The organism is Enterobacter sp. S-33 (genome assembly GCF_028735835.1).
GTDB lineage: Bacteria > Pseudomonadota > Gammaproteobacteria > Enterobacterales > Enterobacteriaceae > Enterobacter > Enterobacter vonholyi.
Map to the genome: position 1 here is coordinate 672,931 of NZ_CP117838.1, position 24,354 is coordinate 697,284.

General features: G+C 55.6%; 19 protein-coding genes and 1 pseudogene. 16 read left to right on the plus strand and 4 right to left on the minus strand.

What is annotated here, in order from left to right; translation table 11 throughout:
* Positions 1–29 precede the first annotated feature (29 nt).
* Together yaaA and PUP35_RS03180 are read right to left on the minus strand one after the other, a co-directional pair.
* A complete protein-coding gene (yaaA, locus tag PUP35_RS03175; protein ID WP_274241979.1) occupies positions 30–803 on the minus strand; it encodes a peroxide stress protein YaaA in 774 nt (257 codons plus the stop codon).
* 66 nt (positions 804–869) lie between these two features.
* Positions 870–2,300: an alanine/glycine:cation symporter family protein gene (locus PUP35_RS03180; RefSeq protein WP_274241981.1), complete on the minus strand. Its 1,431-nt coding sequence runs from the start codon at positions 2,298–2,300 to the stop codon at positions 870–872.
* A 262-nt stretch (positions 2,301–2,562) separates the two neighbouring features.
* Here PUP35_RS03180 and tal point away from each other — a divergent pair, with 262 nt between their 5' ends.
* From tal to PUP35_RS03195, 3 genes are all read left to right on the plus strand, one after another.
* Entirely contained in the window at positions 2,563–3,516 is a 954-nt protein-coding gene (gene tal / locus PUP35_RS03185) for a transaldolase (protein ID WP_023310342.1), read from the plus strand.
* Between the two features lie 110 nt (positions 3,517–3,626).
* Positions 3,627–4,214, plus strand: a complete 588-nt coding sequence (gene mog / locus PUP35_RS03190; RefSeq protein WP_274241984.1) for a molybdopterin adenylyltransferase — start codon at positions 3,627–3,629, stop codon at positions 4,212–4,214.
* A gap of 122 nt (positions 4,215–4,336) precedes the next feature.
* Positions 4,337–5,659: an MFS transporter gene (locus tag PUP35_RS03195; RefSeq protein WP_115876471.1), complete on the plus strand. Its 1,323-nt coding sequence runs from the start codon at positions 4,337–4,339 to the stop codon at positions 5,657–5,659.
* On the opposite strand, the gene satP is transcribed toward PUP35_RS03195, so the two are convergent.
* Positions 5,636–6,202: an acetate uptake transporter gene (gene satP / locus PUP35_RS03200; protein WP_008502042.1), complete on the minus strand. Its 567-nt coding sequence runs from the start codon at positions 6,200–6,202 to the stop codon at positions 5,636–5,638. The two genes, PUP35_RS03195 and satP, sit on opposite strands and share 24 nt — an antisense overlap.
* A 296-nt stretch (positions 6,203–6,498) precedes the next feature.
* On the opposite strand from satP, the gene dnaK reads away from it, so the two are divergent.
* From dnaK to nhaR, 4 genes are all read left to right on the plus strand, one after another.
* Complete coding sequence (dnaK, locus tag PUP35_RS03205) at positions 6,499–8,412, plus strand: molecular chaperone DnaK (RefSeq protein ID WP_008502041.1); 1,914 nt, start codon at positions 6,499–6,501, stop codon at positions 8,410–8,412.
* Positions 8,413–8,499: 87 nt separating this feature from the next.
* On the plus strand, positions 8,500–9,645 hold the full coding sequence (gene dnaJ / locus PUP35_RS03210; RefSeq protein WP_014830600.1) for a molecular chaperone DnaJ: 1,146 nt from the start codon (positions 8,500–8,502) through the stop codon (positions 9,643–9,645).
* A gap of 172 nt (positions 9,646–9,817) precedes the next feature.
* Positions 9,818–10,993: a Na+/H+ antiporter NhaA gene (gene nhaA / locus PUP35_RS03215; protein ID WP_115876467.1), complete on the plus strand. Its 1,176-nt coding sequence runs from the start codon at positions 9,818–9,820 to the stop codon at positions 10,991–10,993.
* 58 nt (positions 10,994–11,051) lie between these two features.
* Positions 11,052–11,951 carry a transcriptional activator NhaR gene (gene nhaR, locus PUP35_RS03220; protein ID WP_032660752.1) on the plus strand — a complete coding sequence of 300 codons (900 nt, stop codon included), beginning with the start codon at positions 11,052–11,054 and terminating at the stop codon, positions 11,949–11,951.
* A 57-nt stretch (positions 11,952–12,008) separates the two neighbouring features.
* Here nhaR and rpsT read toward each other — a convergent pair whose 3' ends face one another.
* The gene (rpsT, locus tag PUP35_RS03225; RefSeq protein WP_003856458.1) at positions 12,009–12,272 is read right to left on the minus strand and encodes a 30S ribosomal protein S20; all 264 of its coding nucleotides are present in this window, start codon (positions 12,270–12,272) and stop codon (positions 12,009–12,011) included.
* 101 nt (positions 12,273–12,373) lie between these two features.
* Here rpsT and PUP35_RS03230 point away from each other — a divergent pair.
* From PUP35_RS03230 to carB, 9 genes and pseudogenes are all read left to right on the plus strand, one after another.
* Positions 12,374–12,592 (plus strand): annotated as a pseudogene (locus PUP35_RS03230) (DUF2575 domain-containing protein).
* A gap of 7 nt (positions 12,593–12,599) precedes the next feature.
* The gene (gene ribF / locus PUP35_RS03235; RefSeq protein WP_032644021.1) at positions 12,600–13,526 is read left to right on the plus strand and encodes a bifunctional riboflavin kinase/FAD synthetase; all 927 of its coding nucleotides are present in this window, start codon (positions 12,600–12,602) and stop codon (positions 13,524–13,526) included.
* 45 nt (positions 13,527–13,571) lie between these two features.
* Positions 13,572–16,388, plus strand: coding sequence for an isoleucine--tRNA ligase (ileS, locus tag PUP35_RS03240; protein ID WP_274241993.1), 2,817 nt, complete (start codon positions 13,572–13,574; stop codon positions 16,386–16,388).
* Entirely contained in the window at positions 16,388–16,888 is a 501-nt protein-coding gene (gene lspA / locus PUP35_RS03245) for a signal peptidase II (protein WP_033144602.1), read from the plus strand. The genes ileS and lspA overlap by 1 nt, the downstream gene beginning before the upstream one ends.
* A gap of 52 nt (positions 16,889–16,940) precedes the next feature.
* Positions 16,941–17,390, plus strand: a complete 450-nt coding sequence (gene fkpB / locus PUP35_RS03250; protein ID WP_003856450.1) for an FKBP-type peptidyl-prolyl cis-trans isomerase — start codon at positions 16,941–16,943, stop codon at positions 17,388–17,390.
* A gap of 1 nt (position 17,391) precedes the next feature.
* The gene (gene ispH / locus PUP35_RS03255) at positions 17,392–18,342 is read left to right on the plus strand and encodes a 4-hydroxy-3-methylbut-2-enyl diphosphate reductase (RefSeq protein ID WP_111964069.1); all 951 of its coding nucleotides are present in this window, start codon (positions 17,392–17,394) and stop codon (positions 18,340–18,342) included.
* A gap of 205 nt (positions 18,343–18,547) precedes the next feature.
* Positions 18,548–19,369 carry a 4-hydroxy-tetrahydrodipicolinate reductase gene (gene dapB / locus PUP35_RS03260; protein ID WP_274241998.1) on the plus strand — a complete coding sequence of 274 codons (822 nt, stop codon included), beginning with the start codon at positions 18,548–18,550 and terminating at the stop codon, positions 19,367–19,369.
* A gap of 454 nt (positions 19,370–19,823) precedes the next feature.
* Positions 19,824–20,972, plus strand: coding sequence for a glutamine-hydrolyzing carbamoyl-phosphate synthase small subunit (gene carA, locus PUP35_RS03265; protein WP_010427050.1), 1,149 nt, complete (start codon positions 19,824–19,826; stop codon positions 20,970–20,972).
* A gap of 18 nt (positions 20,973–20,990) precedes the next feature.
* Positions 20,991–24,215: a carbamoyl-phosphate synthase large subunit gene (carB, locus tag PUP35_RS03270; RefSeq protein WP_111964067.1), complete on the plus strand. Its 3,225-nt coding sequence runs from the start codon at positions 20,991–20,993 to the stop codon at positions 24,213–24,215.
* The last annotated feature ends 139 nt before the right edge of the window (positions 24,216–24,354 follow it).

Here is a 24,354-nt window from a genome sequence, read left to right on the forward strand (position 1 = left end):
AAAACCCCGCCAGCCGGCGGGGTTTGTTTTTACTGCTCGTGGCGCTTAAACACCAGTTCGCCTTTCCCTGACGACGCCTCGTCAAAGAAATAGCCTTCGCTGTTGAAGGCGGTTAGCTGCTCCGGCTTCGTCAGGCGGTTCTGGATAATGTAGCGGCTCATCAGACCGCGCGCTTTCTTGGCGTAGAAGCTGATCACTTTGAACTTACCGTTCTTCTCGTCGAGGAACACCGGTTTGATAATCTCCGCATCCAGCTTTTTCGGCTTCACCGACTTGTAGTATTCATCGGACGCAAGGTTTATCACCACGTTATCGCCCTGGGCGTGCAGCGCCGCTTTCAGCTTGTCGGTAATGATATCGCCCCAGAAATGGTACAGGTCTTTGCCTTTGGCATTCTCCAGACGAATTCCCATCTCCAGACGATACGGCTGCATGAGGTCCAGCGGTCTCAGCACGCCGTACAAACCCGACAGCATGCGCAGATGCTGCTGGGCAAAATCGAAGTCGGCTTCGCTAAAATCTTCCGCCTGCAGGCCGGTATAGACATCGCCTTTAAATGCCAGAATCGCCTGGCGAGCGTTAGCCGGGGTGAAATCCGGGTGCCATTCATGAAAGCGGGTCGCGTTAAGGTCTGCCAGCTTGTCGCTGATGCTCATCAGCGAGGCGATTTGCGGCGCAGAGAGCTTACGCGCTTCGCGGATCAGCTGTTGCGAGTAGTCCAGCAGTTCAGGCTGGGTATAGCGCTCTGTAGCGAGCGGGCTCTGGTAGTCGAGCGTTTTTGCAGGTGAAATCAGAATCAGCATATCCAGTCCTTGCAGGAAATTTAGAGCGACTTTAGCAAAAAATCGCCCTGAATTGATCGATAGCTGTTATTGCCGCGGCAAATCATCCCACGTGCCCGGGGCAAGCTGCGCCTTAATATCGGGATAACGGGCGGGATCAAATACCGGCGGAACGCCGAGTTTGCGCTGGCGCAGATAGTCTCTGGCAATCAGGGTAACCACGGGCGAGAGCAGCAGGATCGCCGTGAGGTTAGTGATCGCCATCAGCGCCATAATGATATCGGCCAGCTGCCAGACCAGCGGCATACTGAGCAGGGAGCCTGCGATCACCATCAGGATGACCCCCAGACGCAGGGTTCCGATTGCGGCGCGGGAGTCGAGCTTCAGGAAAATAAGGTTATTTTCGGCGTAAAGGTAATTCACCACTATCGAGCTGAAGGCAAACAAAACCAGGATTAGCGAGACAAACCCTGCACCCCAGCCGCCGGTCAGGTTCACCAGCGCCTGCTGGAGAAGCTGTATTCCGACGGTGCCCGACGCGTGCGGTACGGGGCCTGCCAGCAGCAAAATCATAGCGCTGGCGGAACAGATAATAATGGTATCTGTAAAGACGCCAATCATCTGCACAATGCCTTGCGCGGCCGGGTGCGGCGGCCAGGAAGAGGCGGCAGCGGCCGCGTTGGGGGTTGATCCCATACCGGCCTCATTAGAGAACATGCCCCGCTGAAAACCCGCCATCAGCGCCTGGCTGAAGGTATAGCCCAGCGCCCCGGAGGCCACTTCGCGCCAGCCAAAGGCGCTTTTGACGATGGTCGCAATCACGCCCGGCACCTGGTCGAGATGCAGGGCGGTAACGAACAGGCTCGCGGTAACCCAGAGCAGCGCCATAATGGGCACCAGCCACTGCATCAGACGGGCGATGCCCTTGAGACCGACCGAGATGGTAAGCAGAACGACGATGGCTAAAGCGAGACCCGAGAGCCACTCGGGGCAGGAGAAGGCATAGCGCAGGGCGTTGGCGACCGAGTTAGCCTGGACGGTATTAAAAATAAGGCCGTACGCGAGCAGTAAAAAAAGCGAGAACAGGACACCCATCCAACGCATCCCTAAGCCACGCGCCATGTACCAGGCTGGACCACCGCGAAACTGGCCGTTTTTATCTTTCTCTTTATAAAGCTGGGCGAGCGAACTTTCGGCAAAGGAGGTGGCCATCCCGAGAAGCGCCGTCACCCACATCCAGAAGACTGCGCCTGGCCCACCGGCGCTGATGGCCAGCGCAACGCCCGCCAGATTGCCGCTGCCGAGGCGTGCCGCCAGGCTGGTACAAAGTGCCTGAAACGACGTTAATCCGCCCGGCTGAGGCGTGACGCTGTTTTTCAGACTTCTGCCAAACTTGCGAATATAACGAAACTGGATGAACCCACTGCGTAGCGTAAACCAAATACCTGCTCCCAGAAGCAGGTAAATCATTATCGAACCCCACAGGACTTCGTTAATAAAGAAAAAGAAATCAGGCATTAACGTCCCTCTTGTTGATGCCAAAGTGAATATGTAAGCGCTACCACTGATTGGGCATGCTGTTGCTTAGCAGCCTGTTAATATTCCGAGTTTACCATACTCTACCTAAGCGCACTGTCTGCGGTTGCGCTACCCCTCCGTCGTGTTATCATCAGGGCAGACCGGTTACATCCCCCTAACAAGTAAACCTGTCATTTTTCCGCTGCAGGCATGCTGTCGGTAGCGTGAATTATCCAGGGCACGTTAAAAGAGAAACACTATCATGACGGATAAATTGACCTCCCTTCGTCAGTTCACCACTGTCGTAGCTGACACCGGAGATATCGCGGCAATGAAGCTGTACCAGCCGCAGGATGCCACAACTAACCCTTCTCTGATCCTTAACGCCGCACAGATCCCTGAGTATCGCAAACTGATTGACGACGCAGTGACCTGGGCGAAAGCACAGAGCAACGACCGCGCGCAGCAGGTTGTGGATGCCACCGACAAACTGGCAGTGAACATCGGTCTGGAAATCCTGAAACTGGTTCCTGGCCGTATCTCTACCGAAGTGGATGCGCGTCTCTCCTACGACACCGAAGCGTCTATCGCCAAAGCGAAACGTCTGATCAAAATGTACAACGACGCGGGCATCAGCAACGACCGTATCCTGATCAAACTGGCTTCCACCTGGCAGGGTATTCGCGCGGCAGAGCAGCTGGAAAAAGACGGTATCAACTGTAACCTGACCCTGCTGTTCTCCTTCGCGCAGGCGCGTGCTTGTGCAGAAGCGGGCGTATACCTGATTTCTCCGTTCGTGGGCCGTATTCTGGACTGGTACAAAGCCAACACTGATAAGAAAGAGTACGCACCGGCTGAAGATCCAGGCGTAGTTTCTGTTACTGAAATCTACGAATACTACAAGCAGCACGGTTATGAGACTGTGGTTATGGGCGCAAGCTTCCGTAACGTCGGTGAAATTATCGAGCTGGCTGGCTGTGACCGCCTGACCATCGCTCCTGCGCTGCTGAAAGAGCTGGCAGAAAGCGAAGGTACCATTGAGCGTAAACTGTCTTACACCGGTGAAGTGAAAGCACGTCCAGAGCGCATCACTGAATCCGAGTTCCTGTGGCAGCACAACCAGGATCCAATGGCGGTAGACAAGCTGGCGGACGGTATCCGTAAGTTTGCTGTTGACCAGGGCAAACTGGAAAAAATGATCGGCGACCTGCTGTAATCATTCTGCGTGACCGGGCTCCCGGTCACGCGACTTCTTTCGTCCCCTGTCTGAATCTCCTCTCTGCGTGTATCATTCCCTTTAATCAGTACTCTTTGAATGGAATGGATATGAATACCTTACGCATCGGCTTAGTGTCGATTTCTGACCGCGCCTCCAGCGGTGTTTACCAGGATAAAGGCATCCCCGCTCTGGAAGAATGGTTGAGCAGCGCGCTGACCACCCCCTTTGAGATTCAGACCCGCCTGATTCCTGACGAACAGCCGATCATCGAGCAGACGCTCTGCGAGCTGGTGGATGAGATGAGCTGCCATCTTGTTCTGACGACGGGCGGAACCGGCCCCGCGCGCCGTGACGTGACGCCGGACGCGACGCTGGCTATCGCCGATCGCGAAATGCCGGGCTTCGGTGAACAGATGCGCCAGATCGGTCTACACTTTGTTCCGACGGCCATTCTTTCCCGCCAGGTGGGGGTGATCCGCAAGCAGGCGTTGATTCTGAACCTGCCGGGTCAGCCGAAGTCGATCAAAGAGACCCTGGAAGGGCTTAAAGCGGAAGACGGCAGCGTCATCGTTCACGGTATCTTTGCAAGTGTACCGTATTGTATACAGGTTCTTGACGGCCCGTATGTCGAAACCGATGAGAAAGTGGTAGCAGCTTTTCGTCCTAAAAACGCGCGTCGCGAAACAATCTCCTGAAATTAATCAATGTGTGACATAAGCTGAAGCGGCGATAGCGTGGGCAAGGTTTTACGGTATAGTAACTTTTTCTTTACGATTGCTGTAAAAATAAATCCACAACACACGCATAATGGTTCGCTATGTCACATAACGCCCGACCTCTGAATCAACAGGATTACAAAACCCTCACGCTTGCGGCCTTAGGCGGCGCGCTGGAATTTTACGACTTCATTATCTTCGTCTTCTTCGCCGCCGTGGTGGGAGAGCTCTTCTTCCCGGCGGATATTCCGGAATGGCTGCGTCAGGTGCAAACCTTCGGCATTTTTGCCGCCGGGTATCTGGCGCGTCCGCTGGGCGGCATCATCATGGCCCACTTTGGCGATCTGGTCGGGCGTAAGAAGATGTTTACCCTTAGCATCCTGCTGATGGCCGTGCCGACGCTGGCCATTGGTCTGCTGCCCACCTATGCCTCGATGGGTATCCTTGCGCCGTTGCTGCTGTTGCTGATGCGCGTTCTTCAGGGCGCGGCGATTGGCGGTGAAGTGCCGGGCGCGTGGGTGTTTGTCGCGGAACATGTTCCGGCGCGCCGCATTGGTATCGCCTGCGGAACCTTAACCGCGGGCTTAACGGTAGGGATTTTGCTCGGGTCCGTCGTCGCAACAATCGTTAATACCAGCATGACGCAGCAGGCCGTGCACGACTGGGGCTGGCGTATTCCATTCCTGCTGGGCGGAGCGTTTGGCCTGGTCGCGATGTACCTGCGTCGCTGGCTGCAGGAGACCCCGATTTTCCTCGAAATGCAGCAGCGCAAGGCGCTGGCGCAGGAGCTGCCGGTGAAGGCGGTCGTGGTACGCCATAAAAAAGCGGTAGTGGTGTCGATGCTGCTTACCTGGCTGCTCTCGGCGGGCATCGTGGTGGTGATATTGATGTCCCCGGTGTGGCTGCAAAAGCAGTATGGTTTCGCTCCTGCCGTGACGTTACAGGCGAACAGTATCGCGACAATCATGCTCTGCTTTGGCTGTCTTGCCGCCGGGCTGGCGGCGGATCGTTTCGGTGCCAGCGTTACCTTTGTTGTCGGAAGCCTGTTACTGGCCGCATCAAGCTGGGCGTTTTACCATCTGGCTGGCAGCCATCCTGAACAGCTGTTCCTGCTGTACGGCGTGGTAGGCCTGTGCGTGGGCGTTGTCGGGGCTGTACCGTACGTGATGGTGCGCGCGTTCCCGCCAGAGGTACGCTTCACCGGGATTTCTTTTTCCTACAACGTGTCGTATGCCATTTTCGGTGGGCTGACGCCGATTGCGGTGACGGTGTTGATGGGCGTGTCTCCCATGGCTCCGGCCTGGTACGTGCTGGCGCTGTCGATGATGGGGCTGGGATTAGGGATTTGGCTGGGGCAGAAGCGGGGATGTCGTGCCCGCGAGGCGGACACGACAGAAGGATCAGTGTTTTTCACCAATCGGTAAAACGGTGCGGTCAAACTGCTCGTTCAGCACTTCACCCATTGCAAGGTAGATAGCGCTTGCGCCGCAAACCAGACCAATCCAGCCTGCAACATGAACGATGCCTTCGTTATCCACCAGGTGACCGATCGCCAGCAGGGCGAACAGGACGGTCAGGCTCAGGAAAACGAACTGCAGCATGCGGTTGCCCTTCAGGGTACCGAAGAACATAAACAGGGTGAAAACGCCCCACAGACCCAGGTAAACGCCCAGGAAGTGGGCGTTTGCCGCGTCTGCCATGCCCATTTTAGGCAGCAGCAGAATGGCAACCAGGGTCAGCCAGAAAGAACCGTAAGAGGTGAATGCGGTTAAGCCGAAGGTATTGCCTTTCTTATATTCCAGCAGGCCCGCGAAGATTTGTGCGATACCGCCGTAAAAAATGCCCATCGCCAGGATGATGCCATCCATCGGGAACATCCCGATATTGTGCAGGTTCAGCAGAATAGTGGTCATGCCAAAACCCATCAGGCCCAGCGGAGCCGGATTAGCCAACTTAGTGTTGCCCATAAGTCCTCAAAAAAATCATCATTAATATGGTGAAATGGTTAAACCCGCGTCAGTTCTCCCTGACTGGGCGCGGCATCATAATGGGCGCAATCAATGGCGTCTATGATCTCATCAGGGTGAAATTAAAATTTTTTTTATGCTTGCCCCTTGATGGATGCCGTCGCGACCCCATCTTGTAGTCAACCGCAGTGTGTGGACCTGAAAAAAATCAAATCTGGGCAGTTGAAAAAGCACGTTCTGCCCTTATTACAGGTACACAACCACATGTTGACTGAATTTTTAGTGGAGACGTTTAGATGGGTAAAATTATTGGTATCGACCTGGGTACTACCAACTCTTGTGTAGCGATTATGGATGGCACTACTGCACGCGTGCTGGAGAACGCCGAGGGCGATCGCACCACGCCTTCTATCATTGCTTATACCCAGGATGGTGAAACTCTGGTTGGTCAGCCGGCTAAACGTCAGGCAGTGACAAACCCGCAAAACACCCTGTTTGCGATTAAACGCCTGATCGGTCGCCGCTTCCAGGACGAAGAAGTTCAGCGTGACGTTTCCATCATGCCTTACAAAATCATCGCGGCAGATAACGGCGATGCATGGCTTGATGTGAAAGGCACCAAAACTGCACCACCGCAGATTTCTGCTGAAGTGCTGAAAAAAATGAAGAAAACCGCTGAAGATTACCTGGGTGAGCCGGTAACTGAAGCTGTTATCACCGTACCTGCCTACTTCAACGATGCTCAGCGTCAGGCAACCAAAGATGCTGGCCGTATCGCAGGTCTGGAAGTAAAACGTATCATCAACGAACCAACCGCGGCTGCACTGGCTTACGGTCTGGATAAAGAAGTCGGCAACCGTACTATCGCGGTTTACGACCTGGGTGGTGGTACCTTCGATATCTCTATTATCGAAATCGACGAAGTTGACGGCGAAAAAACCTTCGAAGTTCTGGCAACCAACGGTGATACCCACCTGGGTGGTGAAGACTTCGATACCCGTCTGATCAACTACCTCGTTGACGAGTTCAAGAAAGATCAGGGCATTGACCTGCGTAACGACCCGCTGGCTATGCAGCGCCTGAAAGAAGCCGCTGAGAAAGCGAAGATCGAGCTGTCTTCTGCTCAGCAGACCGACGTTAACCTGCCGTACATCACTGCAGACGCGACCGGTCCTAAACACATGAACATCAAAGTGACCCGTGCGAAACTGGAAAGCCTGGTAGAAGACCTGGTGAACCGTTCTATCGAGCCGCTGAAAGTTGCTCTGCAGGACGCTGGCCTGTCCGTGTCTGATATCAACGACGTTATCCTCGTTGGTGGCCAGACCCGTATGCCAATGGTGCAGAAGAAAGTGGCTGAGTTCTTTGGTAAAGAGCCACGTAAAGACGTTAACCCGGACGAAGCAGTGGCTATCGGTGCTGCGGTTCAGGGTGGCGTACTGACCGGTGAAGTTAAAGACGTACTGCTGCTGGACGTTACCCCGCTGTCTCTGGGTATCGAAACCATGGGCGGTGTGATGACTGCGCTCATCAACAAAAACACCACCATTCCAACCAAGCACAGCCAGGTGTTCTCTACCGCTGAAGACAACCAGTCTGCGGTAACCATCCATGTGCTGCAGGGTGAGCGTAAGCGTGCGGCGGATAACAAATCTCTGGGTCAGTTCAACCTGGACGGTATTAACCCGGCACCGCGCGGCATGCCGCAGATCGAAGTCACCTTCGATATCGATGCTGACGGTATCCTGCACGTGTCTGCGAAAGACAAAAACAGCGGTAAAGAGCAGAAGATCACCATCAAGGCATCTTCTGGCCTGAACGAAGCTGAAATCGAAAAAATGGTTCGCGATGCCGAAGCTAACGCGGAATCCGACCGTAAGTTCGAAGAGCTGGTTCAGACCCGTAACCAGGGTGACCATCTGCTGCACAGCACCCGTAAGCAGGTTGAAGAAGCAGGCGATAAACTGCCAGCGGAAGACAAGACTGCTATCGAAGCTGCACTGAGTGCGCTGGAATCCTCACTGAAAGGTGAAGATAAAGCGGACATCGAAGCGAAGATGCAGGAACTGGCACAGGCTTCTCAGAAGCTGATGGAAATCGCTCAGCAGCAGCACGCTCAACAGCAGGCGGGCGCTGACGCTTCGGCGAACAACGCGAAAGACGACGACGTTGTCGACGCTGAGTTCGAAGAAGTTAAAGATAAAAAATAATCGCCCTGATGCAGGGTAATTAATCGGCACGGGCGTAGGAGAACTCTCCACGCCCGTGCTCGCATGTTAAGGGGCTTAAAAAAACCAATGGCAAAGCAAGACTATTACGAGATTTTAGGCGTTCCGAAAACTGCGGAAGAGCGTGAAATCAAAAAGGCGTATAAGCGCCTGGCCATGAAATTCCACCCGGACCGTAACCAGGGTGACAAAGAGGCTGAAGCCAAATTTAAAGAGATCAAAGAAGCCTACGAAGTCCTGACCGATGCACAAAAACGTGCGGCCTATGACCAGTACGGTCACGCAGCCTTTGAACAGGGCGGCATGGGCGGCGGTGGATTCGGTGGCGGCGGCTTTGGTGGCGGCGCTGACTTCAGCGATATCTTTGGCGATGTGTTCGGCGATATCTTCGGCGGCGGCCGTGGTCGTCAGCGCGCGGCGCGCGGCGCGGACCTGCGCTACAACATGGAGCTGACGCTGGAAGAGGCCGTTCGCGGCGTAACCAAAGAGATCCGTATTCCAACGCTGGAAGAGTGTGACGTTTGCCACGGCAGCGGTGCGAAAGCGGGTACGCAGCCACAAACCTGTCCAACCTGTCACGGTTCGGGTCAGGTACAGATGCGTCAGGGCTTCTTTGCGGTGCAGCAGGCCTGTCCGCACTGTCACGGTCGCGGTACGCTGATCAAAGATCCGTGCACCAAATGCCACGGCCACGGTCGCGTTGAGAAAACCAAGACCCTGTCCGTTAAGATCCCGGCCGGCGTGGATACGGGCGACCGCATCCGTCTGGCAGGTGAGGGCGAAGCAGGCGAGCACGGCGCACCGGCAGGCGATTTGTACGTCCAGGTGCAGGTGAAACAGCACGCTATCTTTGAGCGTGAAGGGAACAACCTGTACTGCGAAGTGCCGATCAACTTTGCGATGGCGGCACTGGGCGGTGAAATCGAAGTACCGACGCTGGATGGTCGCGTCAATCTGAAGATCCCGGGCGAGACCCAGACCGGTAAGCTGTTCCGCATGCGCGGGAAAGGCGTTAAATCCGTTCGTGGTGGTGCGCAGGGCGACCTGCTTTGCCGCGTCGTCGTGGAAACGCCGGTTGGCCTGAACGACAAGCAGAAACAGCTGCTGAAAGAGCTGCAGGAGAGCTTCGGCGGCCCGACGGGTGAGAAAAACAGCCCGCGCTCCAAAAGCTTCTTCGATGGCGTCAAAAAATTCTTCGATGATTTGACCCGCTAATCGATCAGCTGGTTTTCATCCGCAAAAGCCCGGAAGCGATTCCGGGCTTTTTCTTTTTGTAGATATTGCTCGGTTAAACTGAATCTATACTCAATATTAATCTGTTTTTGCCGAGCTATTTGGCTTGGTATTATGGTTTTATCGAGGTATTGTTGTAAAAGAGAGAACTTAAATGAAATTACTACACCGTTTCTTTAGCAGTGAGGCGTCCGGTGGCGTGATCCTGATTATTGCCGCAGCGGCCGCGATGGTGCTGGCTAACCTTGGCATCACGCAGGATCTCTACCATGCATTTCTGGAAACGCCCGTTGAGCTGAAGGTCGGGGCGCTGGAAATTAACAAGAACATGCTGCTGTGGATCAACGATGCGCTAATGGCGGTGTTCTTCCTGCTGGTGGGGCTTGAGGTCAAGCGTGAGCTGGTACTGGGCTCGCTTGCCAGCCGCCAGCGCGCGGCGTTCCCGGTCATTGCCGCGCTCGGTGGGATGGTGGTGCCGGCGCTGCTCTTCCTGGCGTTCACCTGGCAGGATCCGATTGCACGTCACGGCTGGGCGATCCCGGCCGCAACGGATATCGCCTTTGCGCTCGGGGTGCTGGCATTGCTGGGAAGCCGCGTGCCGGTGGCCCTGAAAATTTTCCTGATGGCGCTGGCGATCATTGATGACCTGGGCGCCATTGTGATTATCGCGCTGTTCTACACCAGCGATCTGTCGATCCTGTCCCTGAGCGTGGCTGCCGGGGCGATTGCGGTGCTGGCGCTGCTGAACATCTTTAATGTGCGCCGTATTGGAATCTATATCCTGGTGGGGATGGTGCTGTGGACGGCGGTGCTGAAATCGGGCGTGCACGCTACGCTGGCAGGTGTGATCGTCGGCTTCTTCGTGCCGCTTAAGCCGCAGGACGGCAAGTCGCCTGCCAAACAGCTGGAGCACGTGCTGCACCCGTGGGTTGCCTTTATGATCCTGCCGCTGTTTGCGTTTGCCAACGCGGGCGTTTCCCTCGGCGGCGTGACGCTGGACGGGCTGACGTCCGTGCTGCCGCTAGGCATTATTGCCGGGCTGTTTATCGGTAAGCCGCTGGGCATTAGCCTCTTCTGCTGGCTGGCGACGAAGCTGAAGCTGGCGTCATTGCCGCACGGCACAACCTTTGGTCAAATTATGGCCGTCGGCGTGCTGTGTGGAATCGGGTTTACGATGTCGATCTTTATCTCGACCCTTGCGTTTGGCGCGCATGCGCCTGAGCTGATCGTCTGGGCGAAACTCGGCATTCTTATTGGGTCATTACTGGCCGCGGTAATCGGTTATACCTTGCTGAAGGTAAAATTGTCCGGACAGGCCGTCCGGGCATAACGGAACACCGGGAGGAGGCGATCCTTCTCCCGATACACACTCAGGGAGAGAAGACGCGATGTCTCATTTAAATTACAACCATCTGTACTACTTCTGGCACGTCTATAAGCAGGGCTCGGTGGTGGGAGCGGCAGAGGCGCTCTACCTGACGCCGCAAACCATCACCGGGCAAATCAAGGCGCTGGAAGAGCGTTTGCAGGGCAAGCTGTTCAAGCGTAAGGGGCGTGGGATTGAACCCAGCGAACTGGGCGAGCTGGTGTTTCGCTACGCGGACAAGATGTTCACCCTGAGCCAGGAGATGCTGGATATTGTCAACTACCGCAAAGAGTCGAACCTGCTCTTTGACGTGGGCGTGGCGGATGCGCTGTCCAAACGGCTGGTGAGCGGCGTGCTGGACGCGGCGGTGGTTGAAGATGAACAAATTCATCTGCGCTGCTTTGAATCCACCCACGAGATGCTGCTGGAACAGCTAAGCCAGCACAAGCTGGATATGATTATCTCGGATTGTCCGATTGATTCCACCCAGCAGGAAGGGCTGTTCTCGGTAAAAATTGGCGAATGCGGCGTGAGCTTCTGGTGCATTAATCCGCCGCCGGAAAAACCGTTCCCCGCGTGCCTTGAAGAGCGCCGCCTGCTGGTGCCGGGAAGACGCTCAATGCTGGGACGCAAGCTGCTGAACTGGTTTAACTCGCAGGGGCTAAAGGTAGAAATCCTCGGAGAGTTTGACGATGCGGCGCTGATGAAAGCTTTTGGCGAAGCGCATAACGCCATCTTCGTTGCGCCGACGCTGTACGCGCACGATCTCTATTCGGACGATAAGATTACGGAGATAGGCAGAGTGGATAACGTGATGGAGGAGTATCACGCCATATTTGCCGAAAGGATGATTCAGCACCCGGCGGTGCAGCGAATCTGTAACCGTGACTACTCGGCGCTGTTTACGCCACCGGCAATCTGAAGGCATAAAAAAACCCGCGTTAAGCGGGTTCTTTAAACAAGCAACAACAAGTAGCGATTAAGCCAGTTTGTTGATCTGCGCGGTCAGGTTTGCTTTATGACGCGCTGCTTTGTTTTTGTGGATCAGACCTTTAGCAGCCTGACGATCCACGATTGGTTGCATTTCGTTAAATGCGTTCTGCGCTGCAGCTTTGTCGCCTGCTTCGATTGCTGCGTATACTTTCTTGATGAAAGTACGCATCATAGAGCGACGGCTTGCGTTGTGCTTACGAGCCTTTTCAGACTGAACGGCACGTTTCTTAGCTGATTTGATATTAGCCAAGTCCAACTCCCAAATATGTTCTATGTGGACAATTCAAAGGCCGAGGAATATGCCCTCTTTGCCTTCTTTTGTCAATGGATTTGTGCAAATAAGCGCCGTTAATTAGCGACGCTACGTTACGTAGTGATGGCGCAGGATTCTACCAGCTTGTCTTCCCTGAATACAGCCTTTCGGCATAAAAATCGCAGTTCACGAGCAGATTTTTTCGCTGCGAAAGGTCAGCCTGATGAAATCATTACGGCTTTCTGTTTTGCGCGAACAATCGCCGGTTAACCTTAATCGCTGTACAAGGTATACTTTGGCGATTTTCACTGTTTTGAGCCAGACATGAAGCTGATACGCGGCATACATAATCTCAGCAGCGCACCGCACGGGTGCGTGCTGACTATTGGTAATTTCGACGGCGTGCATCGTGGTCATCAGGCGCTGTTGCAGGGATTGCGTAAAGAAGGGGAGGCCCGCGGCCTGCCTGTTGTAGTGATGATTTTCGAGCCGCAGCCGCTGGAGCTGTTCGCGGGCGATAAATCTCCCGCCCGCCTCACTCGCCTGCGCGAGAAGTTGCGCTATCTGGCGGAGTCCGGCGTGGACTATGTATTGTGTGTACGTTTCGATCGCCGCTTTGCCGCGCTGACAGCACAAAATTTCGTCAGCGACCTGCTGGTTAAGCGCCTTGGCGTGCAGTTTCTCGCCGTGGGCGATGATTTCCGCTTTGGCGCTGGTCGTCAGGGCGATTTCTTGCTATTACAGAAGGCTGGTCTGGAGTACGGATTTGACGTCACCAGCGCGATGACCTTCTGCGAAGGCGGCGTGCGCGTCAGCAGCACGGCGGTTCGCCGGGCACTGGCCGATGATGAACTGGATACGGCTGAAACCCTGCTGGGGCATCCGTTTACTATCTCTGGCCGCGTGGTCCATGGCGATGCGCTGGGCCGCACGATAGGCTTCCCGACGGCGAATATACCGCTGCGTCGTCAGGTTTCCCCGGTTAAAGGGGTTTATGCGGTGGAAGTGGCAGGACTGGGCGATAAGCCGTTCTACGGCGTCGCCAACATTGGCACGCGTCCGACCGTCGCGGGTGTGCGTCAACAGCTAGAAGTGCACCTGCTGGACGTTGTAATGGACCTGTATGGTCGCCATATAGATGTGATACTGCGTAAAAAAATACGCAACGAGCAGCGATTTGGTTCGCTGGATGAACTAAAAGCGCAAATTGCGCGAGATGAATTGACGGCCCGCGAGTTTTTTGGGCTTTGAACCCGGCTTAACTGCCTACGTGATAAATACGGAACCGAGAATCTGATGAGTGACTATAAATCAACCCTGAATTTGCCGGAAACAGGGTTCCCGATGCGCGGCGATCTCGCCAAGCGCGAACCGGGAATGCTGGCGCGTTGGACCGATGATGACCTGTACGGCATCATTCGTGCAGCCAAAAAAGGCAAAAAAACCTTCATTCTGCATGATGGCCCTCCATATGCGAATGGCAGCATTCATATTGGTCACTCGGTTAACAAGATTCTGAAAGACATTATCGTGAAGTCCAAAGGGCTCACGGGCTATGACTCGCCTTACGTTCCAGGCTGGGACTGCCACGGTCTGCCAATCGAGCTGAAAGTGGAGCAAGAGTTCGGCAAGCCGGGTGAGAAGTTCACCGCCGCCGAGTTCCGTGCGAAGTGTCGCGAATATGCAGCCACGCAGGTCGACGGTCAGCGCGCTGACTTCATCCGTCTGGGCGTGCTGGGCGACTGGTCGCACCCGTACCTGACCATGGATTTCAAAACTGAAGCCAACATCATCCGTGCGCTGGGCAAAATCATCGGTAACGGTCACCTGCATAAAGGCGCTAAGCCGGTGCACTGGTGCGTGGACTGCCGCTCTGCGCTGGCAGAAGCGGAAGTGGAGTATTACGACAAAACTTCCCCATCTATCGACGTGGCGTTCCATGCCGTCGATCAGGATGCGGTGAAGGCTAAATTTGGCGTCTCCTCGGTAAACGGCCCGATCTCTCTGGTGATCTGGACCACCACCCCGTGGACTCTGCCTGCCAACCGTGCGATCTCCCTGTCCGGTGAGTTCGAATACGCACTGGTGCAGATTGACGGTCAGGCGGTTATCCTGGCGAAAGATCTGGTTGAGAGCGTGCTGAAGCGCGCGCATATCAGTGGCTACACCGTGCTGGGCACCGTGAAAGGTGACGCCCTGGAGCTGATGCGCTTCAAGCACCCGTTCCTGGACTTCGACGTTCCGGCGATCCTGGGCGATCACGTGACGCTGGAAGCGGGTACCGGTGCGGTGCATACCGCCGGTGGCCACGGTCCTGACGACTACAACATCAGCCTGAAGTACGATCTGGAAATCGCTAACCCGGTCGGCCCGGACGGTTCTTACCTGCCTGGCACCTACCCGGCGCTGGATGGTATCAACGTCTTCAAAGCGAACGACATTATCGTCGACATGCTGCGTACCAGCGGCGCGCTGCTGCACGTAGAAAAAATGCAGCACAGCTATCCGTGCTGCTGGCGTCACAAGACCCCAATCATCTTCCGTGCGACCCCGCAGTGGTTCGTCAGCATGGATCAGAAAGGCCTGCGCGAGCAGTCTCTGAAAGAGATCAAAGGCGTGCAGTGGATCCCTGACTGGGGCCAGGCGCGTATCGAATCCATGGTAGCTAACCGTCCTGACTGGTGTATCTCCCGTCAGCGTACCTGGGGTGTACCGATGTCTCTGTTCGTGCACAAAGAGACGCAGGAACTGCACCCGAATACCCTGGAACTGATGGAAGAAGTGGCGAAGCGCGTCGAAGTTGACGGCATTCAGGCGTGGTGGGATCTCGACGCCCGCGACATCCTGGGCGCTGATGCAGATAACTACGAGAAAGTGCCGGATACCCTGGACGTGTGGTTCGACTCCGGGTCGACCCACTCCTCCGTGGTTGACGTGCGTCCGGAATTCGCCGGTCACGCTGCCGATATGTATCTGGAAGGGTCGGACCAACACCGCGGCTGGTTCATGTCATCTCTGATGATCTCCACCGCCATGAAGGGTAAAGCGCCTTACCGTCAGGTACTGACTCACGGCTTCACCGTGGATGGTCAGGGCCGTAAGATGTCCAAATCTATCGGTAACACCGTTTCTCCGCAGGATGTGATGAACAAACTGGGCGCAGACATCCTGCGTCTGTGGGTGGCGTCGACCGACTACACCGGCGAAATGGCGGTGTCTGACGAGATCCTGAAGCGTGCTGCCGACAGCTATCGTCGTATCCGTAACACCGCGCGCTTCCTGCTGGCGAACCTGAACGGGTTCGATCCGGCAAAAGACATGGTTAAACCGGAAGAGATGGTGGTGCTGGACCGCTGGGCGGTAGGCTGCGCGAAAGCGGCGCAGGACGATATCCTGAAAGCCTATGAGTCTTACGACTTCCACGAAGTGGTGCAGCGCCTGATGCGCTTCTGCTCCATCGAGATGGGCTCGTTCTACCTCGACATCATCAAAGACCGCCAGTACACCGCGAAAGCGGACAGCGTGGCGCGTCGTAGCTGCCAGACCGCGCTGTTCCACATCGCAGAAGCGCTGGTACGCTGGATGGCGCCGATCATGTCCTTCACCGCGGATGAAATCTGGGGCTATCTGCCTGGCGACCGTGAGAAGTATGTCTTCACGGGTGAGTGGTACGAAGGTCTGTTCGATCTCTCCAGCACCGAAGCGATGAACGATGCCTTCTGGGACGAGCTGCTGAAGGTGCGTGGCGAAGTGAACAAGGTTATCGAGCAGGCGCGTGCAGACAAGAAAGTCGGCGGCTCTCTGGAAGCGGCAGTCACGCTGTACGCTGAACCGGAGCTGGCGGCGAAGCTGATCGCGCTGGGCGATGAATTACGATTTGTCCTGTTGACCTCCGGTGCGAAAGTTGCGGATTATGCCGAGGCTTCTGCTGATGCTCAGCAGAGCGAACTGCTCAAAGGACTGAAAGTCGCGCTGAGCAAAGCCGACGGTGAGAAATGCCCGCGTTGCTGGCATTACACTACCGATGTCGGTCAGGTGGCGGAACACGCAGACATCTGCGGACGCTGTGTAAGCAACGTCGCCGGTGACGGCGAAAAACGTAAGTTTGCCTGATGAGTAAAACTCTCTGTTCAACAGGACTGCGCTGGCTGTGGCTGGTTGTGGTGGTGCTGATTATCGATCTGGGCAGCAAATTCCTGATCCTCCAGAATTTTGCTCTGGGCGAGACGGTCCCGCTGTTCCCGTCGCTTAACCTGCACTACGCGCGTAACTACGGCGCAGCCTTTAGTTTCCTTGCCGACAGCGGTGGCTGGCAGCGCTGGTTCTTTGCAGGTATCGCTCTCGGTATCTGCGTGATCCTGGCGGTGCTGATGTACCGCTCGAAGGCCACGCAAAAGCTGAATAACATCGCCTACGCGCTGATCATTGGCGGCGCGCTGGGCAACCTGTTTGACCGCCTGTGGCACGGCTTTGTGGTCGATATGATTGACTTCTACGTCGGCGACTGGCATTTCGCGACCTTTAACCTGGCCGATACGGCAATTTGTATCGGTGCGGCGTTAATCGTGCTGGAAGGCTTCTTGCCTAAACCGGCTGCGAAAGAGCAGGCGTAACACACTCGCCCGGTGGTGTAATGCCACCGGGCAAAACAAGCGAGCAATTTGCATGTCTAAATCCGTACAGAGCAACAGCGCGGTTCTCGTTCACTTCACGCTGAAGCTGGATGACGGCTCTACGGCCGAATCCACCCGCAACAACGGCAAACCGGCCCTGTTTCGTCTTGGCGATACCTCCCTGTCTGAAGGTCTTGAGCAGCAGCTTCTCGGTCTGAAAGAGGGTGAGAAAAAGGCCTTTTCGCTGGAGCCGGATGCCGCGTTTGGCGTGCCGAGTCCGGACCTGATCCAGTATTTCTCGCGCCGCGAGTTTATGGATGCAGGTGAACCGGAAATCGGCGCGATTATGCTCTTTACCGCTATGGACGGCAGCGAAATGCCTGGCGTGATCCGCGAAATCAACGGCGACTCTATTACCGTTGACTTCAACCATCCGCTTGCCGGGCGTACCGTTCATTTTGATGTTGAAGTGCTGGAAATCGATCCTGCACTGGAGGCCTGAAATGCAGATCCTGTTGGCTAACCCGCGCGGCTTCTGCGCCGGTGTAGACCGCGCTATCAGCATTGTTGAAAACGCGCTGGAGATTTACGGCGCGCCGATTTATGTGCGTCACGAAGTGGTGCATAACCGCTATGTGGTCGACAGCCTGCGCGAGCGCGGCGCAATTTTTATTGAGCAGATCAGCGAAGTACCGGACGGTGCGATTCTGATCTTCTCCGCGCACGGTGTCTCGCAGGCGGTCCGTAACGAAGCAAAAAGCCGCGATCTGACCGTATTCGATGCTACCTGTCCGCTGGTGACAAAAGTGCATATGGAAGTGGCGCGCGCCAGCCGTCGTGGTGAAGAGTCGATTTTGATTGGCCATGCCGGTCATCCGGAAGTCGAAGGCACCATGGGCCAGTACAGCAACCCGGAAGGGGGGATGTATCTGGTTGAGTCGCCTGAAGATGTCCTTACGCTGAACGTGAAAAACGAAGCGCGTCTGTCGTTTATGACCCAGACGACGCTCTCCGTAGACGATACCTCAGACGTGATTGACGCCCTGCGCCAGCGCTTCCCGAAAATCGTCGGCCCGCGTAAGGATGATATCTGCTACGCAACCACTAACCGTCAGGAAGCGGTGCGCGCGCTGGCTGAAAAGGCGGATGTGGTGCTCGTGGTCGGCTCCAAAAACTCATCTAACTCCAACCGTCTGGCCGAACTGGCGCAACGCATGGGGAAAATGGCTTTCCTGATTGATGACGCGTCGGATATTCAGGAAGCGTGGGTTAAAGACGCGGCCTGTGTCGGCGTGACGGCCGGGGCGTCTGCGCCAGATATTCTGGTACAGAACGTCATTTCCCGTCTGCAGGAGCTGGGCGGTGGTGAAGCGGTGCCGCTGGAAGGACGTGAAGAGAACATCGTTTTCGAGGTCCCGAAAGAACTGCGCATCGACGCCCGCGAAGTTGAATAGTCCTTTTTCTGATGAAAGGCCAGCACCTCCTGTGCTGGCCTTTTTTTTACCCGTTACTTTATCGTGACGACAAAATCATGTCTTTTACTGATATTTAAGTCGGTTTCACGTTAAATTCTAATTATCGGTGTTTTCAGTTGGCAGTGCTTCTCAAGGCTGGTTAATCTGAAAACGGTTTACATCATTTTAACGTAAGAGAATAACTATGCATGATGCACAGATCCGTGTCGCCATTGCGGGCGCGGGTGGACGTATGGGCCGTCAGCTTATTCAGGCGGCACTTCAGATGGATGGCGTAGCGCTTGGCGCGGCACTGGAGCGAGAAGGTTCTTCGCTTCTGGGGACCGATGCCGGTGAGCTGGCGGGCGCTGGCCACACGGGTGTTACCGTGCAAAGCAGTCTGGAAGCGGTAAAAGAGGACTTCGATGTTTTCATCGATTTTACCCGCCCGGAAGGGACGCTCACGCATCTGGCGTTTTGTCGTCAACACAGCAAGGGGATGGTGATCGGCACCACCGGTTTTGACGATGCGGGCAAGCAGGCTATCCAGGATGCATCAAAAGAGATTGCGATTGTCTTCGCGGCAAACTTCAGCGTGGGCGTTAACGTCATGCTGAAGCTGCTGGAGAAGGCCGCGAAGGTGATGGGCAATTATACCGATATCGAGATTGTAGAAGCTCACCACCGTTACAAGGTTGATGCGCCATCTGGCACGGCGCTGGCGATGGGCGAAGCGATTGCTCATGCACTTGATAAAGATTTAAAAGACTGCGCGGTCTATACCCGCGAAGGCTACACCGGCGAACGCGTACCTGGCACCATCGGTTTCGCAACCGTGCGAGCGGGTGACATCGTCGGCGAACACACGGCGATGTTCGCCGATATTGGCGAACGTGTCGAAATTACGCATAAAGCCTCAAGCCGAATGACGTTCGCCAACGGCGCCGTACGTTCCGCTTTGTGGCTTAAAAGTAAGAAAAGTGGTCTTTTTGATATGCGAGATGTGCTCGATCTCAACAATTTGTAAGCATTATTACCCATCGTGATGTGGTTATTGCAGTCGTAATTGTTTGATTGCATAGGGCAATATTTTATTGCCCTTTTATTTTATCTGTTTCATGTTTTATTTTTAATTAAGCCTCTAAATTTATATATCTTGTAGCGTTTTAACGTTACTGAAATGTAAATTTTGACCATCCGGTCCACTTTTTCATGCTCCAACACGACATTTTTTATTAAACCAGGCGCGCAAGCGTTTTCCGCGGTGATTTACCTGATCTTTTTGTCGCTTAAGCCGCATTACTCTCACCAGGGCTGCAAAACAATAAACAAAATATCCGTTTTAAGTTGACTTTTACCCACCAAATCTCCAGAATGCCGCCGTTTGCCAAAAATCCGCTGGCAACACATTTGCATTGATTCATGACACGGTTATGCATTAATATGCAAATAAAGTGAGTGAATATTCTCTGGAGGGTGTTTTGATTAAGTCAGCGCTATTGGTTCTGGAAGACGGAACCCAGTTTATCGGTCGGGCCATAGGGGCAACGGGTTCGGCGGTTGGGGAAGTCGTTTTCAATACTTCAATGACCGGTTATCAAGAAATCCTCACTGATCCTTCCTATTCTCGCCAAATCGTTACTCTTACTTATCCTCATATCGGCAATGTCGGCACCAATGCGGCTGACGAAGAATCCTCTCAGGTACATGCGCAAGGCCTGGTCATCCGCGACCTGCCGCTGATAGCCAGCAACTTCCGCAATACCGAAGATCTTTCTTCTTACCTGAAGCGCCATAACATCGTGGCGATTGCCGATATCGATACCCGTAAGCTAACGCGTCTGCTGCGCGAGAAGGGTGCACAGAACGGCTGCATCATCGCGGGTGATAACCTCGATGCGACGCTGGCGCTGGAAAAAGCGAAAGCCTTCCCTGGCCTGAACGGCATGGACCTGGCGAAAGAAGTGACTACTGCTGAAGCCTACAGCTGGACTCAGGGTAGCTGGACGCTGGAAGGCGACCTGCCGGAAGCGAAAAAAGAGAGCGAGCTGCCGTTCCACGTGGTGGCCTACGATTTCGGCGCCAAGCGCAACATCCTGCGCATGCTGGTTGACCGCGGCTGCCGCCTGACGGTGGTTCCGGCACAAACGTCTGCCGAAGACGTGCTGAAGATGAATCCGGACGGTATTTTCCTGTCCAACGGTCCTGGCGACCCGGCGCCGTGTGATTATGCCATCGCCGCCATCAAGTCCTTCCTGGAAACCGACATCCCGGTATTCGGCATCTGCCTCGGCCATCAGCTGCTGGCGCTGGCTAGCGGTGCGAACACCGTTAAGATGAAGTTCGGCCACCACGGTGGTAACCATCCGGTGAAAGACATCGATAACAACACGGTGATGATCACCGCGCAGAACCACGGCTTTGCCGTCGATGAAGCCTCAATGCCGGCTAACCTGCGCGTGACCCATAAGTCGCTGTTCGATGGCACCCTGCAGGGTATCCACCGTACCGATAAGCCAGCATTCAGCTTCCAGGGCCACCCTGAAGCCAGCCCGGGCCCACACGACGCCGCGCCGCTGTTCGATCACTTCATCGAACTTATCGAGCAATACCGTAAGACAGCTAAATAATCAGGAGCCGAGAAGACAATGCCAAAACGTACAGACATAAAAAGCATCCTGATCCTTGGCGCTGGCCCGATCGTGATCGGCCAGGCCTGCGAATTCGACTACTCCGGCGCTCAGGCGTGTAAAGCCCTGCGCGAAGAGGGTTACCGCGTTATCCTGGTGAACTCCAACCCGGCAACCATCATGACCGACCCGGAGATGGCAGATGCAACCTACATCGAGCCGATTCACTGGGAAGTGGTGCGTAAAATCATCGAGAAAGAGCGTCCGGACGCGGTGCTGCCAACCATGGGCGGCCAGACGGCGCTGAACTGTGCGCTGGAGCTGGAGCGTCAGGGCGTGCTGGAAGAGTTCGGCGTGACCATGATCGGTGCGACCGCCGACGCCATTGATAAAGCAGAAGACCGTCGCCGCTTCGACGTGGCGATGAAGAAAATCGGCCTCGACACCGCGCGCTCCGGTATCGCACACAACATGGAAGAAGCGCTGGCCGTTGCGGCTGAAGTGGGTTATCCGTGCATCATCCGTCCATCGTTCACCATGGGCGGCACCGGCGGCGGTATCGCCTACAACCGTGAAGAGTTCGAAGAGATTTGTGAGCGCGGTCTGGATCTCTCCCCAACCAAAGAGCTGCTGATTGACGAGTCGCTGATTGGCTGGAAAGAGTACGAGATGGAAGTGGTGCGTGATAAAAACGACAACTGTATCATCGTCTGCTCCATCGAAAACTTCGATGCGATGGGTATCCACACCGGTGACTCCATCACCGTTGCGCCAGCCCAGACCCTGACCGACAAAGAGTATCAAATCATGCGTAACGCCTCGATGGCGGTACTGCGTGAAATCGGCGTGGAAACCGGCGGTTCTAACGTGCAATTCTCGGTTAACCCGAAAACAGGCCGCCTGATTGTTATCGAAATGAACCCGCGCGTGTCCCGTTCCTCCGCGCTGGCCTCTAAAGCGACCGGCTTCCCGATTGCGAAAGTGGCGGCGAAACTGGCGGTGGGTTACACCCTCGACGAGCTGATGAACGACATCACCGGTGGCCGCACGCCTGCGTCCTTCGAGCCGTCCATCGACTACGTTGTGACCAAAATTCCTCGCTTCAACTTCGAGAAATTCGCGGGCGCGAACGACCGTCTGACCACCCAGATGAAATCTGTCGGTGAAGTGATGGCGATTGGCCGCACCCAGCAGGAATCCCTGCAAAAAGCGCTGCGCGGCCTGGAAGTGGGCGCGACCGGCTTTGACCCGAAAGTAAGCCTGGATGACCCGGAAGCGCTGACTAAAATACGCCGCGAGCTGAAAGACGCGGGCGCAGAGCGTATCTGGTACATCGCCGATGCCTTCCGTGCGGGCCTGTCCGTGGACGGCGTGTTCAACCTGACCAACATCGACCGCTGGTTCCTGGTGCAGATTGAAGAGCTGGTCCGTCTGGAAGAACAGGTTGCCGAGCTGGGCATCACCGGTCTGGACGCTGACTTCCTGCGCGTGCTGAAGCGTAAAGGCTTCGCCGACGCGCGTCTGGCTAAGCTGGCGGGCGTGCGTGAAGCAGAAATCCGCAAGCTGCGCGACCAGTACAACCTGCACCCGGTCTACAAGCGCGTGGACACCTGTGCGGCTGAATTCTCGACCGACACCGCGTACATGTACTCCACCTATGAAGACGAGTGCGAAGCGAACCCGTCAGTCGACCGCGACAAGATTATGGTGCTGGGCGGCGGTCCAAACCGTATCGGCCAGGGCATCGAGTTCGACTACTGCTGCGTACACGCCTCGCTGGCGCTGCGCGAAGACGGTTACGAGACCATCATGGTCAACTGTAACCCTGAAACGGTTTCTACCGACTACGACACCTCTGACCGCCTCTACTTCGAGCCGGTTACCCTGGAAGACGTGCTGGAAATCGTGCGCATCGAGAAGCCAAAAGGCGTTATCGTGCAGTACGGTGGCCAGACCCCGCTGAAGCTGGCGCGCGCGCTGGAAGCGGCAGGCGTACCGGTTATCGGTACCAGCCCGGATGCGATTGACCGTGCGGAAGACCGCGAGCGTTTCCAGCAGGCGGTTGACCGTCTGAAGCTGAAACAGCCGGCGAACGCCACCGTGACCGCTATCGAACAGGCCGTTGAGAAGGCGAAAGAGATTGGCTACCCGCTGGTGGTGCGTCCTTCCTACGTGCTGGGCGGCCGCGCGATGGAAATCGTTTATGACGAAGCCGACCTGCGTCGCTACTTCCAGACCGCAGTGAGCGTTTCCAACGATGCGCCAGTGCTGCTTGACCGCTTCCTCGACGACGCGGTGGAAGTAGACGTTGACGCCATCTGCGATGGCGAAATGGTGCTGATTGGCGGCATCATGGAGCATATCGAGCAGGCAGGCGTGCACTCCGGCGACTCCGCCTGTTCTCTGCCAGCGTACACCCTGAGCCAGGAGATTCAGGACGTGATGCGCCAGCAGGTGCAGAAGCTGGCCTTCGAGCTGCAGGTTCGCGGCCTGATGAACGTCCAGTTCGCGGTGAAAGACAACGAAGTCTACCTGATTGAAGTCAACCCGCGTGCGGCACGTACCGTACCGTTCGTCTCCAAAGCCACCGGCGTACCGCTGGCGAAAGTGGCGGCGCGCGTGATGGCGGGCCAGACGCTGGCGCAGCAGGGTGTGACCAAAGAGATCATTCCACCGTACTACTCGGTGAAAGAAGTGGTGCTGCCGTTCAACAAATTCCCGGGCGTTGACCCGCTGTTAGGGCCAGAAATGCGCTCTACCGGTGAAGTGATGGGCGTGGGCCGCACCTTTGCCGAAGCGTTCGCGAAGGCGCAGCTGGGCAGTAGCTCTACCATGAGAAAATCAGGCCGTGCGCTGCTCTCCGTTCGCGAAGGCGACAAAGAGCGCGTGGTTGACCTGGCCGCCAAGCTGCTGAAACAGGGCTTCGAGCTGGACGCAACCCACGGTACGGCGATTGTGCTGGGTGAAGCCGGCATCAATCCGCGTCTGGTGAACAAGGTGCATGAAGGTCGTCCGCACATTCAGGACCGTATCAAGAATGGCGAATACACCTACATCATCAACACTACCGCAGGCCGCCAGGCGATTGAAGACTCCAAGCTGATTCGCCGCAGCGCGCTGCAGTACAAGGTGCACTACGACACCACCCTGAACGGCGGTTTCGCAACGGCTATGGCGCTGAACGCGGATGCCACCGAGAAGGTGATTTCAGTGCAGGAAATGCACGCGCAGATTAGCAAGTAAGTAAAAATGCCCGGTGCCGTTCGGCTGCCGGGCATTCTCCCCATCTTCAGAACCTTCTGGTTTTTCATCCGCTTTCAGTCAGTTAGCCTAAAATGGTTAGGTCGATAACGAAATTCAACTGAGAGCAGGGGAAAACACC

Bases quoted from the DNA above. Each gene is read 5' to 3' on its own strand.
- lspA (WP_033144602.1), top strand. From the start codon at position 16,388: ATGAGTAAAACTCTCTGTTCAACAGGACTGCGCTGGCTGTGGCTGGTT.
- yaaA (WP_274241979.1), bottom strand. From the start codon at position 803: ATGCTGATTCTGATTTCACCTGCAAAAACGCTCGACTACCAGAGCCCG.
- carB (WP_111964067.1), top strand. From the start codon at position 20,991: ATGCCAAAACGTACAGACATAAAAAGCATCCTGATCCTTGGCGCTGGC.
- ribF (WP_032644021.1), top strand. From the start codon at position 12,600: ATGAAGCTGATACGCGGCATACATAATCTCAGCAGCGCACCGCACGGG.
- PUP35_RS03195 (WP_115876471.1), top strand. From the start codon at position 4,337: ATGTCACATAACGCCCGACCTCTGAATCAACAGGATTACAAAACCCTC.
- PUP35_RS03180 (WP_274241981.1), bottom strand. From the start codon at position 2,300: ATGCCTGATTTCTTTTTCTTTATTAACGAAGTCCTGTGGGGTTCGATA.
- tal (WP_023310342.1), top strand. From the start codon at position 2,563: ATGACGGATAAATTGACCTCCCTTCGTCAGTTCACCACTGTCGTAGCT.
- nhaR (WP_032660752.1), top strand. From the start codon at position 11,052: ATGTCTCATTTAAATTACAACCATCTGTACTACTTCTGGCACGTCTAT.
- ispH (WP_111964069.1), top strand. From the start codon at position 17,392: ATGCAGATCCTGTTGGCTAACCCGCGCGGCTTCTGCGCCGGTGTAGAC.
- ileS (WP_274241993.1), top strand. From the start codon at position 13,572: ATGAGTGACTATAAATCAACCCTGAATTTGCCGGAAACAGGGTTCCCG.
- mog (WP_274241984.1), top strand. From the start codon at position 3,627: ATGAATACCTTACGCATCGGCTTAGTGTCGATTTCTGACCGCGCCTCC.
- dnaK (WP_008502041.1), top strand. From the start codon at position 6,499: ATGGGTAAAATTATTGGTATCGACCTGGGTACTACCAACTCTTGTGTA.
- nhaA (WP_115876467.1), top strand. From the start codon at position 9,818: ATGAAATTACTACACCGTTTCTTTAGCAGTGAGGCGTCCGGTGGCGTG.
- fkpB (WP_003856450.1), top strand. From the start codon at position 16,941: ATGTCTAAATCCGTACAGAGCAACAGCGCGGTTCTCGTTCACTTCACG.
- dnaJ (WP_014830600.1), top strand. From the start codon at position 8,500: ATGGCAAAGCAAGACTATTACGAGATTTTAGGCGTTCCGAAAACTGCG.
- satP (WP_008502042.1), bottom strand. From the start codon at position 6,202: ATGGGCAACACTAAGTTGGCTAATCCGGCTCCGCTGGGCCTGATGGGT.
- dapB (WP_274241998.1), top strand. From the start codon at position 18,548: ATGCATGATGCACAGATCCGTGTCGCCATTGCGGGCGCGGGTGGACGT.